This window comes from Burkholderia plantarii (genome assembly GCF_001411805.1).
GTDB lineage: Bacteria > Pseudomonadota > Gammaproteobacteria > Burkholderiales > Burkholderiaceae > Burkholderia > Burkholderia plantarii.
Genome location: NZ_CP007212.1, coordinates 1,178,742 through 1,191,501, shown reverse-complemented (window position 1 = coordinate 1,191,501; position 12,760 = coordinate 1,178,742). Strand labels below are relative to the sequence as shown.

General features: G+C 68.4%; 11 protein-coding genes. 5 read left to right on the top strand and 6 right to left on the bottom strand.

The genetic code is table 11. The features are described 5' to 3' along the window. The first annotated feature begins 29 nt into the window (after positions 1-29). Positions 30-2,339 (top strand): FUSC family protein, encoded by a 2,310-nt coding sequence (locus tag bpln_RS05250; RefSeq protein WP_055138242.1) that lies wholly within the window; start codon positions 30-32, stop codon positions 2,337-2,339. A gap of 101 nt (positions 2,340-2,440) precedes the next feature. Here bpln_RS05250 and bpln_RS05245 read toward each other — a convergent pair whose 3' ends face one another. The 5 genes from bpln_RS05245 to bpln_RS05225 form a co-directional block, all read right to left on the bottom strand. After that, a complete protein-coding gene (locus tag bpln_RS05245) occupies positions 2,441-2,635 on the bottom strand; it encodes a hypothetical protein (RefSeq protein WP_042624290.1) in 195 nt (64 codons plus the stop codon). A 59-nt stretch (positions 2,636-2,694) separates the two neighbouring features. Then, positions 2,695-3,165, bottom strand: coding sequence for an Lrp/AsnC family transcriptional regulator (locus tag bpln_RS05240; RefSeq protein ID WP_055138241.1), 471 nt, complete (start codon positions 3,163-3,165; stop codon positions 2,695-2,697). A gap of 228 nt (positions 3,166-3,393) precedes the next feature. Continuing rightward, entirely contained in the window at positions 3,394-4,038 is a 645-nt protein-coding gene (locus tag bpln_RS05235) for an NAD(P)-dependent oxidoreductase (protein ID WP_055138240.1), read from the bottom strand. 108 nt (positions 4,039-4,146) lie between these two features. Beyond that, entirely contained in the window at positions 4,147-4,584 is a 438-nt protein-coding gene (locus bpln_RS05230) for an Rrf2 family transcriptional regulator (RefSeq protein WP_042624287.1), read from the bottom strand. Between the two features lie 90 nt (positions 4,585-4,674). After that, a complete protein-coding gene (locus bpln_RS05225) occupies positions 4,675-5,103 on the bottom strand; it encodes a BCAL1086 family glycoprotein (protein WP_055138239.1) in 429 nt (142 codons plus the stop codon). Positions 5,104-5,516: 413 nt separating this feature from the next. Between bpln_RS05225 and bpln_RS05220 the strand changes: the two genes are divergently transcribed. Further along, positions 5,517-6,710 carry an ammonium transporter gene (locus tag bpln_RS05220; protein WP_042624285.1) on the top strand — a complete coding sequence of 398 codons (1,194 nt, stop codon included), beginning with the start codon at positions 5,517-5,519 and terminating at the stop codon, positions 6,708-6,710. Positions 6,711-6,822: 112 nt separating this feature from the next. Here bpln_RS05220 and bpln_RS05215 read toward each other — a convergent pair whose 3' ends face one another. Further along, entirely contained in the window at positions 6,823-7,557 is a 735-nt protein-coding gene (locus tag bpln_RS05215) for a glutamine amidotransferase-related protein (RefSeq protein WP_055139448.1), read from the bottom strand. A gap of 301 nt (positions 7,558-7,858) precedes the next feature. Between bpln_RS05215 and ptsJ the strand changes: the two genes are divergently transcribed. From ptsJ to bpln_RS05200, 3 genes are all read left to right on the top strand, one after another. Further along, the gene (ptsJ, locus tag bpln_RS05210; RefSeq protein WP_055138238.1) at positions 7,859-9,157 is read left to right on the top strand and encodes a MocR-like B6 salvage transcription factor PtsJ; all 1,299 of its coding nucleotides are present in this window, start codon (positions 7,859-7,861) and stop codon (positions 9,155-9,157) included. Between the two features lie 59 nt (positions 9,158-9,216). After that, positions 9,217-10,065 (top strand): YggS family pyridoxal phosphate-dependent enzyme, encoded by an 849-nt coding sequence (locus bpln_RS05205; protein WP_042624283.1) that lies wholly within the window; start codon positions 9,217-9,219, stop codon positions 10,063-10,065. A 183-nt stretch (positions 10,066-10,248) separates the two neighbouring features. Continuing rightward, positions 10,249-12,234 carry a PhoX family protein gene (locus tag bpln_RS05200; RefSeq protein ID WP_055138237.1) on the top strand — a complete coding sequence of 662 codons (1,986 nt, stop codon included), beginning with the start codon at positions 10,249-10,251 and terminating at the stop codon, positions 12,232-12,234. Positions 12,235-12,760 lie beyond the last annotated feature (526 nt).

Here is a 12,760-nt window from a genome sequence, read left to right as displayed (position 1 = left end):
TCCCGCGCCGCTTTGCCAACCGACAATCGATGCGCTATTCGATCGAAATCCGGAAGTTCCTCTACAGCCAGTATTTCTTCGGCGGCCTGCGCATCGCGGTCGGCGTGTCGCTGCCGGCGGTGCTTTGCCTGATCGTGCTGCACGAGCACGACCTCGGCTTCACGATCGCCACCGGCGCGCTCGGCGCCTGCGTGGTCGACATGCCCGGCCCGCTCAAGTACAAGCACAACGAGATGCTCGCCTGCAGCGTGATCGGCTTTTTGTCGGCGCTCGCCACCGGGCTCGCCACGCCGAACATCTTCGCGCTGTGGCTGACCATCGTGCCGCTCACCTTCGTGCTGTCGCTGATCGTGGTGTACGGCAACCGCTGGCCGCAGATCAGCTTCGCCACGCTGTTCATGATGGTGATGACGCTGGAGGACAGCTTCACGCCGATGGAGGCGCTCGTCAACGCGGCGTGGATCCTCGCGGGCGGCCTCTGGTACACCTACTGGGCAACGCTCGTGTCGCGCTGGCAGGCGCGCCGCATCGAGCAGCAGGCGCTGGCCGACAGCTTCTTCGCGCTGGCCGGCTACCTGCTCGCGCGCGCCGAGTTCTACGATCTCGACGCCGATCTCGACGACTGCTACCGCAACCTCGTGCTCAAGCAGGTGGCCGCCGTCGAATCGCAGGAGACCGCGCGCGACATCGTGCTGCGCAACCTGCCGAAGCTGCGCCACGGCAAGCTCGACGCCGCGCGCACCATGATGTTCAACCTGTTCATCAACAGCGTGGACCTGCACGAGATGTTCGTCGGCGCGCACACCGACTACCCGCTCGTGCGCAGCACGTTCGGCGGCTCGGACCTGCTGATCTTCTATCGCGACCTGATCCGCAAGGCGGCCGGCGATCTCGAAACGGTCGGCCTGGCCGTGCTGGAGAACCGCGCGCCGCAGTCGCGCACCAGCGTGAAGGCCGAGCTGCGCGCGATCGAGTACGAGATCGAGCTGATGCGCAAGAAGAACTTCCCGGCCACCAACCCGGAAGCCTACGCGGCGGTGCTGGCCACGTTCCGGCGGATCTGGAGCGCCACGCGCCTGATCGACAAGATGCGCCGCTCGCTGACCGAGACGCCCGACAGCACGCGCACCGAGATCAAGATCGACAAGACGCTCGCGCGCTTCCTGCAGCGCCGCCGGCTCTCGCCGATGCTGATCTTCTCGAACCTGAGCCTGCGCTCGCCGAGCTTTCGCCACGCGCTGCGCGTGACGGTGGCGGTGGCCGTGGCGTTCTGGCTCGGCCGGCTGCTGCCGCTCACCAACGCGTACTGGATCGTGATGACCACCATCATCATCCTGAAGCCCGGCTATTCGCTGACCAAGCAGCGCAACGCGCAGCGGATCGTCGGCACGCTGCTCGGCTGCGCGATCAGCATCGCGCTGATCTACACGGTGAAATCGCCGCCGCTCTTGATCGCCATCATGTTCGGCTCGATGGTGATGAGCTATAGCCTGCTGCTGTTCAACTACGCGGCGAGCGTCGTGTTCACCTCGTCCTACGTGCTGCTGATGTTCCACCTGCTCGCGCCCGGCAGCATGCGCATCATCGGCGAGCGCGCGATCGACACCGTGGTGGGCTGCATGATCGCGATCGCGGCGAGCCGGCTGTTCCCGTACTGGGAATACCGCGCGATGGGCAAGCTGGTGGCCGAGGTGCTGGCCACCACGCGCAAGTACTTCGAGGCCGCGTGGCGCGTGGGGCGCGGGCAGACGCAGCGTGCAGCGCCGGTGGTGGCCGTCGACGGCGCGGCCGTGGTGCCGGCCGTGGCGGCCGCGGCCGAGGCGGCGGTCAGGGACGCGAAGGGCTCGCCGCTCGAAGGCGATTATCCGTACCGGCTCGCGCGCAAGAACGTCCACATCGCGTTCGCCAACCTCGGCCAGGCGTTCCAGCGCATGATGATCGAGCCGAAGGCGCACCAGCGCTTCGTGCCCGAACTGAACGACCTGCTGGTGCAGGCGCACGTGCTGGGCGCGCAGATCACGGCCGCCGCGCCGCTGCTACGCAACACCAGCGAGGAAGCCGGGCCGGGCAGCTACGCGGCGCTGCAGAAGGGGCTCGCGCAGGTGCGCGAGAACCTCGAACAGGCCGAGGCCGGCACGCCGCCGCCCGCCAACCAGGCCGAGCTGACGAAGCAGCTCACGCGCGAACTCGACTCGATGGTGGTCGCGGCGGAAAAATCGGAAACGGCCGGCGCGGAGGTGGTGCGCGACCTGAAGGAGCTCGCGCATCAGTGCAAGCAGATGCTCGCGTCGTCGCTGCTGATCCGCAAGGATGCGAGCCTGATCCGGCTGCCGCAGTGAGCCGGGAGGATCGCGAGGCGGCGGCCGGGCGGGCCGTCAACGGGCGAGCGGGCGAACGGGCTGACTGACGGGCGAAGGCGAAGGAAAGAGACTCAGCGGACTCAGCCGCCGGACGCCGGGCCGGCCGCCGACGAGGTCGCGGGCGCCGCGGCCGATGCCCCGCCGCCCTGCTGCGCGTCGTAGGCGCGCTTTTCGGAAATGGCGTTGTAGAGCACCGTGCCGATCACCAGCAGCACGATCACCACGATCATCACGGACACACCCCGTACCGGATCCTTCCTGCGCTGCTCGCTCATGGGACGACGCTCTCCGCGATGGCCGAAAGCGCCCATTCTACGCGCGCCCGCACGCCGCGCTAGGCGATCGCCGCTTCGCTGCGCACCGGCAGCGCGGTCGAATACTTGATCTGCTCCATCGCGAACGACGAGCTGACGTCGGACAGCGGCACCGTGCGGATCAGCAGCTTGTAGACGCGATCGTAGTCGGCGATGTCGGCCACCACCACGCGCAGCAGGTAATCGGTCTCGCCGCTCATCCGGTACACCTCGACCACTTCCGGGATCTCGCGCACCGCCCGCGTGAACGTGTTCGCCCAATCCTCGGTGTGCTGGTTGGTGCGTACCGCGACGAACACGGTGGTGCCCACGCCGAGCTTGCGCGCGTCGCAGAGCGCCACCTGCGCGCGGATCGCGCCGGTGTCCTTGAGTCGCTGGATCCGCTTCCAGCACGGCGTCTGCGACAGGTTCACCTTCTGGGCGAGTTCCGAGATCGGCAGGGTCGCGTCGGTCTGCAGCAGTTCCAGCAACTTGCGGTCGATGTGGTCCATTTCCCCGTTCCTGTTGGTATAGAAAATTTTTCTACGCCGGATATTATCGGAGGAACAATATGAAAACTCACCCTCGGCGTCGACCGGGATAAATACGGACGCGCAAGAAACGCAACGGTTGCGGCGCGTGCATCGGCGCTGCCTCGTGCCTGGGCGATGCCGGGCACGACGCGCTACCAGGCGCCACCGGGCAGCACGAGGCAACCCGGCGGCGCCGGCCACATACGCTCAATACGCGACCGTCGCGACCTCGCGCACGAACTGCCCCTGCTCGATCGCGTCGACGAACGCGACCGCGTAGTCCTCGGCCGAGATCCGGCTGTTGCCCGCGGCGTCGCTGATCAGCGCGCCCGCGCCGGTGCGGAACGTGCCGGTGCGCTCGCCCGGCGCGATCATCGCGGCCGGCGCGAAGAACGTCCAGTCGAGATCGCTGGCCGGACGCAGTTCGCCGTCGAGCGCGGCGCGGTGCGCGAGCGCGACCGGCTTGTACTCGGCCGGGAAACCGTCGGTATCGACCAGTTGCTTGCCCGGCGCCACTTCCAGCGAACCGGCGCCGCCCACCACCACCAGCCGCTTCAGGCCCGCCGCGCGCGTCCCCTCCACCAGCGCGCGCGTGGCGCGGCTCACCTCGCCCTCGCTGCCATGGGCCGGCCCGTAGGCGCTCGCCACCACGTCCTGCCCCGCCAGCGCCGCCGCCACGCTGGCCGCGTCGAACAGGTCGGCCGTCTTCGCCGTCAGGTTGCCCGTGCTTGCGCCCGGCCGGCGCGACAGCGCCGTCACGCGGTGGCCGCGCCGCGCCGCTTCCGCCGCGATCCGCGAGCCGATCATGCCCGATGCGCCGAACAGCGCGATATTCAAGGTGCGTTGCGTCATGTCGAAACTCCTTCCGGTTATATGTAACCATATTGATTACATTTAAATTCGCAAAAAAGGCGGAGACGTCGCTCCGCCCGGTAAGTGTCCGCCCGGCGCGCCCTGCCGCTAACCCGCGCCGGCGCCTTCCTCGCGCAGCACGTCGGCCGTCACGTCGGCCAGCGTGCGCGCCGCGAGCGAGGCTTCCATCGCACGCTGCGCGTCGTCGATATAGACGGTCAGCACGCTCTGGATGTGCCGCCCGACCATGCAGTCAGGATTCGGCGCCTCGCGGTGCAGCGCGAACAACTGCGCATCGTCCACCGCCCGGTACACCTCGAGCAGCGTGATCGAGCCCGGCTCGCGCGCCAGCAGCGCGCCGCCGCCGGCACCGAGCTGCGAGCCGGTGAGCCCCGCCGCCGCCAGCATCGACAGCAGCCGGCGGATGAGCGCCGGATTCGTGTTGACGCTGCCCGCGATGATCTCGGACGACAGCGGCACGCCCTCCTGTTGCGACAGCAAGGCAAGCACGTGGACGGCAAAAGCGAACCGGCTGCTCGTGTTCATGCTCGGTGACCTGGCCGCGCGACTGGCCGGGCGTCTCGGCGAGAAAGTGTGCTCATGATAGTTACATTTATTCGGAACGGCAAGCTCCGTTCAGCGGTTCGCCGATTGATCGGCGTCGGACGAGGACGCGGCATTCTCGCGGCTCCATTGCTGCAGCTTGCGGCCGGCCGTCTCGAGGCCCGAGCCGGCCGCCGAGGCGGCCAGGCCGAACGCCGCCGTGGCGGCATTCTTCAGGTGCGCCTGCGCATCACTGGCCGAGACGGGCGGCACGGCCGAGGCCGCCGAGGCGACGCCGGCCTTGGCGGCGGCGATCTGGCTGTCGACGAAGCTGGCCGCCTGGTCGAGCTTGCTGGCGGCCTGCGCGGCGGCCTGGGCCACGGCGCTCGCCGCGTGGTCGGGCGCCGTGGCGTTCGAATCGGGCTTGTCGCAGCCGGCCAGCGCCAGCGCGGCGAACGCGGCGACGGCGGCGAACCGGTACGACGGCGCGCGGCGCGGCGCGAAACGGAAGGAAGACGTCATGGCGGTATGCGCGCTCGGGCGCGCTCTCGATGCAGGAATCGCGATGATACGATGCGCGCGGCCCGGCGCCGCATTCATGTGGCCCGAGACCGGGCGCCGTGGCGACATGCGGCCCGCGCCGCGCGTGCCGGGGCGCGACTCTCCACGCAATCCGCGCGAAGTCTCGCGCGTGCCGCCGGACCACTGCCCGCCGCGCACCATCCCACGGCACGGCCGCACCAAATTCACTCACGCCACGGCACCATCGGCGTGCAAATGCCGGCGCACATCCGGGCCGCGCGAATCCGGTGCGCCCGACCGGCTCCCGTCTCGCCTTGTCGCGGTGCGGATCGCACCGACATCAGGCATCGATTCACCGCATTGGCCCGGTTCTTGCTGAGGATGCCCACTTTTCGAGCGAACACGGGCAACGGATGGACAACCTGAAATCGGCGGCCGACACCTTATTTCTCCTTCTCGGTGCGGCCATGGTGCTGGCGATGCATGCGGGTTTCGCGTTCCTCGAACTCGGCACCGTGCGCAAGAAGAACCAGGTCAACGCGCTCGTGAAGATCCTCGTCGATTTCTCCGTCTCGACGCTCGCCTACTTCTTCGTCGGCTACACGGTGGCCTACGGCATCGAGTTCTTCGACGACATCGGCACGCTCTCGCAGCACAACGGCTACGCGCTGGTGCGCTTCTTCTTCCTGCTGACGTTCGCGGCCGCGATTCCCGCGATCGTCTCGGGCGGCATCGCCGAGCGCGCGAAGTTCAACCCGCAGCTGATCGCGACCTCGGTGATCGTGGGGCTCGTCTATCCGTTCTTCGAGGGCATCGCCTGGAACGACCGCTTCGGCATCGAGGACTGGCTCGCCCACGCGTTCGGCGCGCCGTTCCACGATTTCGCCGGCTCGGTGGTGGTGCATGCGTTCGGCGGCTGGATCGCGCTGCCGGCCGTGATCCTGCTCGGCGCGCGCCACGGCCGCTATTCGAAGGACGGCCGGATCGCCGCGCATCCGCCCTCGAACATCCCGTTCCTCGCGCTGGGCGCCTGGGTGCTCGCGGTGGGCTGGTTCGGCTTCAACGTGATGAGCGCGCAGACGCTCGACAAGATCAGCGGGCTGGTGGCCGTCAACTCGCTGATGGCGATGGTGGGCGGCACGCTGGCCGCCTGGTTCGCGGGCCGCAACGACCCCGGCTTCACCTACAACGGGCCGCTCGCCGGGCTGGTGGCCGTCTGCGCCGGCTCCGACATCATGCATCCGCTCGGCGCGCTGGCCACGGGCGCCGTGGCGGGCGCGCTGTTCGTCGTGATGTTCACCTGCGTGCAGAACCGCTGGCGCATCGACGACGTGCTCGGCGTCTGGCCGCTGCACGGGCTGTGCGGCGCGCTGGGCGGGATCGCGGCCGGCGTGTTCGGCCAGCCGGCGCTGGGCGGGCTCGGCGGCGTGTCGTTGGTCTCGCAGCTGGTCGGCACGCTCGGCGGGATCGTGGTGGCGCTGGTGGGCGGCACGCTCGTCTATGGCGTGCTGAAGCTCACGCTCGGGCTGCGGCTCGATCAGGAAGCCGAGTTCGACGGGGCCGATCTGTCGATCCATCGCATCACGGCGACGCCGGAGCGGGATTGAGGAGAGCCGGCTGGCGGCGATCGCGCCGGCCGGAAGCGCCGCTGCGTCGGCGCGTGGTCATCGCGTGGCTGGCACGCACGCCCGACAGGAGTCGAACCCGTCCCGCTTTGTCCTAAGCACGGCGTGCCGCATAGGCGGCCATCAACCGATCCAGAAACCCGAACAGCACCTCGTTCATCGCCCGCATCGCCTCCGGCCGGTTGGCGCGCAACGCAGCGGGCTGCTGCACGAAGCGATGCGCCGCGAGCGCGGCCAGCTCGCGCGCCGAGGCCGCGATCAGCAGCTCGATCACCTCGGGCGTGAACTCCATGTGGCACTGGAAGCCGTAGACGAGTTCGCCGTACTCCACGATCTGGCGCGGGCAGCCCTCGCTCGCCGCCAGCACCGTCGCCCCGGCGGTCAGGCCCGGCATGTCGCCGTGCCAGTGGCCGACCTCGAGCGTGTCGGGGAAATCCGCGAACTTGCCGTTCGCGCGCCCCGCCCGCGTCAGCGTGATCGGGAACTGCCCGATCTCCTTCTGCGGGCTCGTCTCGACCTTCGCGCCCAGCGCCTCGCCGATCAGTTGCGCACCGAGGCAGACGCCCACCACGGCCTTGCCGTCGGCGATGCATTGCGCGATCAGGCGTTGCTCGGCGGCCGAGTCGAAGTGCGCGCATTCCTGTCGCGTGGTGGCCGGCGACTGCGGGCCGCCCAGCACCACCAGCAGGTCGATGCCCGCGCTCGACGCCGGCGGCGCGTCGCCGGCGTGGACACGCGAATAGCCGGCCTGGTGGCCGCGGGTCGTTACCCAGGTCTCGTAGGCGCCGGGCGCCTCGAAGGCTTCGTGAATCACGAAATGAACGTTCATGGCGGCTTCCTGGGAGGTGCCGGCGCGGGCCGGCATGCGGTGAAGGCGGTCGAAGCGGCGACGCTGCCGGGTATCGCGGCAGCACGGCTCTTTGTCATAGGACAAATTATTCTAGAGACGGCCGTTCGTCGATGTCAAGCCGATGCCCGGCGCTCCCGGCCCGCGCGCCGCGCCCCGTCCTGATGGCCTGGCCTGTCGGATGCACACGGCCGAGGCGGCGAAATCGGGCAAAATCGCGGCTGCCGCCGGGTGCATCCTGCACGGCCCGGCGGCCTCCGATCCTCCCAATGTCCCAGGACATATGAAATTCTCAGGCAAGACCGCGACCGAAATCTTCGACGGCATCCGTACCCTGGTGCAGTCCGGGCAGCTGCCGCCGGGCGCCTCGCTGCCGCCCGTGCGCGATCTGGCCGTCGAACTCGACGTCAACCGCAATACGGTGGCCGCGGCCTACCGGCGGCTCGTGACGGCCGGCATCGCGCAGGCGCAGGGGCGCCTCGGCACCACCATCCGCGATCCGGCCACGCCCGGCGAGCAGGAAGGCGCGCGCGCCGACACGCAGCTGATGGACTTCGCCAGCGGCAATCCTGGCGCCCGCTGGCTGCCGGACCTGACGGCCGCGTTCCATGTGCGGCCCTACAAGCCGCGGCTCTATGGCGCCGCCACGGTCAATCCGGGCCTGGAGAGCTACATCCGCAAATGGATGGCGCCCGACGCACCCGTGCCGTTCGAGGTCGATCTCGCGCACGGCGCCGTCGATGCCGTCGAGCGCCTGCTCGGCGCCTACCTGGTGCCGGGCGACAAGGTCGCGGTCGAGAATCCCTGCTTTCTCAGCAGCATCAACACGCTGCGCACGGCCGGCTGCCAGCCGCTCGGCGTGCCGGTGGACGAGGAAGGCATGCTGGCTCCGGCGCTGGCGGCGGCGCTCGCGAAGGGCGCGCAGGCCGTGATCCTGACGCCGCGCATCCATAACCCCACCGGCTGCAACCTGAGCGCGAAGCGCGCCCGCGCGCTCGCGCGCGTGCTGGCGAAATACCCGCAAACGCTGGTGGTGATCGACGATCACTTCGCCTCGCTGGCCACCGCCGGCTATCACTCGGTGCTGCCGCGCGGCGCGGCGCGCTGGGCGCTGGTGCGCTCGTTCAGCAAGGCGCTCGGCCCCGACGTGCGGGTGGCCGCGATCGCGAGCGACGCGCAGACCGCGAAACGCCTGCGCCTGCGCCTCGCCTCGGGCACGAGCTGGGTCAGCCATCTGCTGCAGGACGTGGTGGAGATGACGGTCACGCGCCCAGGCTTCGCCGAACTGATGGAGCAGGCCCGGGCCGACTACGCGCGCCGCCGGCAGGCACTGGCCGATGCGCTGACGGCCAAGGGCATCGGCGTTCACGCCCACGCCGACGGGCTCAATCTGTGGGTGCCGCTCGAGCGCGACGACGCCGCCGTGGTCGCCGAGCTGGCCGCGCTCGGCTGGCTGGTGCGGCACGGCGAGGCGTTCTCGGTACAGGAGCGCGTCCACGGGCTGCGCATCACCATTTCCGACATCGAGCCGGAGCAGTGCGCGACGTTCGCGCAGGACCTGCGGCGCTGCCTCGGCGGCTAAGTCAGCCCGGGACATCCCGCCCGACCTTGCCGGCCGGCCCGCATGCTAGACTTTGTCCTATGACAAAGCCAGCACAGGTACATGCCGTGCCCGAAAGCGATCCTCCCGTCCCGACCCTCACCCGGCACGACCGGCACAATCGCTGGCCGCGCGCCGAATCGGTGGACGACTTCCGCGCCAATCTCGACGCGGTACGCGCGCGCATCGCGGCGGCCTGCCGGCGGGCCGGACGCGCGCCGGACAGCGTTCGGCTGCTGCCCGTGAGCAAGACCATGGACGAGGCCCACTTGCGCCTCGCCCATGCCGCCGGCTGTCGCGAGCTGGGCGAGAACAAGCCGCAGGAGGCGCACGGGAAGTGGGAGGCGATGCGCGACCTGCCGGACCTGCAATGGTCGGTCATCGGGCATCTGCAGACCAACAAGGCCAGGCTCGTTGCACGCTTCGCCGCCGAGTTCCAGGCGCTCGACAGCCTGCGCGTGGCCGCGGCGCTCGATCGGCGGCTGCAGGCCGAGGGCCGCGCGCTCGACGTGTTCGTGCAGGTCAACACCTCGGACGAAGCGAGCAAGTACGGCCTCGCGCCCGACGCACTCGCGCCGTTCCTCGCCGGGCTGCCCGCCTATGCGTCGCTGCGCGTGCGCGGGCTGATGACGCTGGCGCTGTTCTCCGCCGACGCAACACGCGTGCGCGCCTGCTTCGCGCGGCTGCGGACACTGCGCGACCGGTTGCGCGAGACGGCGCCCGCCGGCGTGCGGCTGGACGAACTGTCGATGGGCATGTCCGGCGACTACGAGATCGCCATCGAGGAAGGCGCCACCGTGGTGCGGGTGGGCCAGGCGATCTTCGGCGCCCGCTCGACGCCCGACAGTCATTACTGGCCCACCGCGCCGCAAGCGGACGACGCAGCCTGACCGGGCAGGGCGCCCGCACTGGCTCCCCGGCTGGCGAGGCGCCCGCCCGCATGGTCGAGAATCCATTCAAATACCATTCAAATTACTTTCATATCTCCAATCTAGACTGCGCCAGGCTCGTCGAAGCTTTCTTTTTACTTTCGAAAACTTCGTCCCCACTCACGATACGAACCTGGACACCCCATGACCGCGCCGACCCAACTTTCCCGCCGCCACGCGCTGAGACTCCTCGTCGGCGCCCCGATGCTGCCGCTCGGCGGCCTCGCCCTGCCCGCGCTGCTGACCGGCTGCGGCAACGACGACGATAGCGGCCCGCCCGCCGGTGGAAGCACCGGCGGCGGCACCGGCACCGCGCCCGCGGCCAGCTTCGCGGCCGCGACATTCGTCTCGATGCCGGCGCCGACGCTCGCCAACCCGGCCGCGATGGCCACCACCACGGTCGGCTCGACGCTGTCGGTCTCGTTCACCGACGGCAGCACGCACGACTACCGGCTCGCCTACCGGCCGTTCTTCACGACCGGCGACCCGGTGCCGGACGGCAACGGCGGCACGCTGCTCGCGGGCGGCTACTACGACATCGCCAACCGGCCGATCGTCGATCGCTCGAAGGCCGGCAGCGAACGCCAGTTCTTCTCGGACTGCCCGGACGGCAGCTCGCTGCTCACGCTCGCCAACGCGAACGTGGCGGGCGTGAAAGGCAAACCGGTATTCGCGGTGGTGCAGTTCGAATACACCACGCGCAACCAGAACGGCGATTCGACCTACGGCCGGCTGCCCTCGCCGATCGCGGTGCTCACGCTCGACCAGGATCCGGCCACCGGCGCGCTCACGCTCGTCAAGTATCACAACGTCGACACCTCGGCGGCGCACGGCCTCTGGATCACCTGCGGCGCGAGCCTGTCGCCCTGGAACACGCACCTATCGAGCGAGGAATACGAGCCGGACGCGACCCAGGCCGCCACCGACGCGCAGTTCCTCGCGTTCAGCCAGAACACGTTCGGCAACACGGCCACGGCGAATCCCTACCACTACGGCCACCTGCCCGAAGTGACGGTCAATCCCGACGGCACCGGCACGATCCGCAAGCACTACTGTCTCGGCCGGATCTCGCACGAGCTGATCCAGGTGATGCCGGACCAGCGCACCGTGATGATGGGCGACGACGCGACCAACGGCGGCCTGTTCATGTTCATCGCCGACCAGCCGGCGGACCTGTCGGCCGGCACGCTGTACGTGGCGAAGTGGAACCAGACCTCGTCGGCCGGCGCCGGCGCCGCGACGCTGACGTGGCTGCGCATCGGCCATGCCACCAGCGCCGAGATCGAGGCGCTCGCCAACACGCTGAAGGCATCGGACATCATGGACCTCGCCACCACCGACCCGGCCGACGCGTCCTACACGGCGATCCACTACGGCGGCAAGTTCAACTGGATTCGCATCAAGCCGGGCATGGAGCAGGCCGCGGCGTTCCTCGAGACCCATCGTTACGCGGCGCTGATCGGCGCCAGCATGGGCTTCACGAAGCTCGAGGGCACGACGGTGGATACGCGCGACAAGGTGGTCTACACGGCGATGTCGCGGATCGAGACCTCGATGGTCAAGGGCAACGCGGTGTCGCGCGACGTGGCGGTGGATCGCAGGATTGCGTCCGGCGCCGTCTACGCGCTGAACCTGAAGGGCGGCCAGCGCGATACCTCGGGCACGGCGATCGACAGCGACTGGGTGCCGGTGGACATGAGCGCGCCGGCCGCGCTGGTGGGCGAGGATCTCGCCACGGCCGACGCGCTCGGCAACACGGCGAACGCGGACCGGATCGCGAACCCGGACAACCTGAAGTTCTCGCAGAAGCTGCGCACGCTGTTCATCGGCGAGGACTCCGGCATGCACGTGAACAACTTCCTGTGGGCCTACCAGGTCGATACGAAGACGCTGTCGCGCGTGCTGTCCTGCCCGTCCGGCGCCGAATCGACCGGCCTGCACGCGGTGGATGAAATCCATGGCTGGACTTACATCATGAGCAACTTTCAGCATGTCGGCGATTGGGAATCGCCGCTTCACGACAAGGTGAAAGCGACGCTCGATCCGCTGGTGAGAACCCAATACAAGGATCGTTTCGGCGCGAGCGTGGGTTATCTGACCGCCGAATCCGCCGCCATTCGCCTCGCTTGAATGCGCAGGATTATGGGTGAGACCGGTCTGTCTATTTTTTGAAACATCGTTTCATCGGTTCATGCCGGGTTTCACGACAGCGCGCCGCGGGCCTCCGCGGCGCGCTTTTTTTCTGTGCCGTTAGCTGCACTTCGTGTCGACCGCGCGGCATCTGCGCCCGATTCGGGCTCCCGGCCTCGAAATACCCCGGTCTGGCCAGCCGTTTTTCAGTCAATTTCTCACATATTGGGAAATCGACTACCTTCCGACAAAACAAAAAAAAAGCGCCACGGGGGACCGTGGCGCTAAAAAAGTTCTAGCCATTCCGAGGGCCGTGCTAGAACCTGAGAGACTGCATCGAAACCTCGTTACCTAAAATTCGGCGAAACGTTGTTTCGAAATTCAGGTACATTTTTTCCGTTTCCCGATGACAAGTCAAGCGAAAAATACGGTCAGATTGTGAATTTTCCGACATGCGCAGCGGGTTAAACCCTAAAAAACAGGGCATCTGCGAGACTTTGTCATTGCATGCAAAGTTGGCTTTAAA

Bases quoted from the DNA above. Each gene is read 5' to 3' on its own strand.
- bpln_RS05240 (WP_055138241.1), bottom strand. From the start codon at position 3,165: ATGGACCACATCGACCGCAAGTTGCTGGAACTGCTGCAGACCGACGCG.
- bpln_RS05220 (WP_042624285.1), top strand. From the start codon at position 5,517: ATGGACAACCTGAAATCGGCGGCCGACACCTTATTTCTCCTTCTCGGT.
- bpln_RS05200 (WP_055138237.1), top strand. From the start codon at position 10,249: ATGACCGCGCCGACCCAACTTTCCCGCCGCCACGCGCTGAGACTCCTC.
- bpln_RS05245 (WP_042624290.1), bottom strand. From the start codon at position 2,635: ATGAGCGAGCAGCGCAGGAAGGATCCGGTACGGGGTGTGTCCGTGATG.
- bpln_RS05250 (WP_055138242.1), top strand. From the start codon at position 30: ATGCGCTATTCGATCGAAATCCGGAAGTTCCTCTACAGCCAGTATTTC.
- bpln_RS05235 (WP_055138240.1), bottom strand. From the start codon at position 4,038: ATGACGCAACGCACCTTGAATATCGCGCTGTTCGGCGCATCGGGCATG.
- bpln_RS05215 (WP_055139448.1), bottom strand. From the start codon at position 7,557: ATGAACGTTCATTTCGTGATTCACGAAGCCTTCGAGGCGCCCGGCGCC.
- ptsJ (WP_055138238.1), top strand. From the start codon at position 7,859: ATGAAATTCTCAGGCAAGACCGCGACCGAAATCTTCGACGGCATCCGT.
- bpln_RS05205 (WP_042624283.1), top strand. From the start codon at position 9,217: ATGACAAAGCCAGCACAGGTACATGCCGTGCCCGAAAGCGATCCTCCC.
- bpln_RS05225 (WP_055138239.1), bottom strand. From the start codon at position 5,103: ATGACGTCTTCCTTCCGTTTCGCGCCGCGCCGCGCGCCGTCGTACCGG.
- bpln_RS05230 (WP_042624287.1), bottom strand. From the start codon at position 4,584: ATGAACACGAGCAGCCGGTTCGCTTTTGCCGTCCACGTGCTTGCCTTG.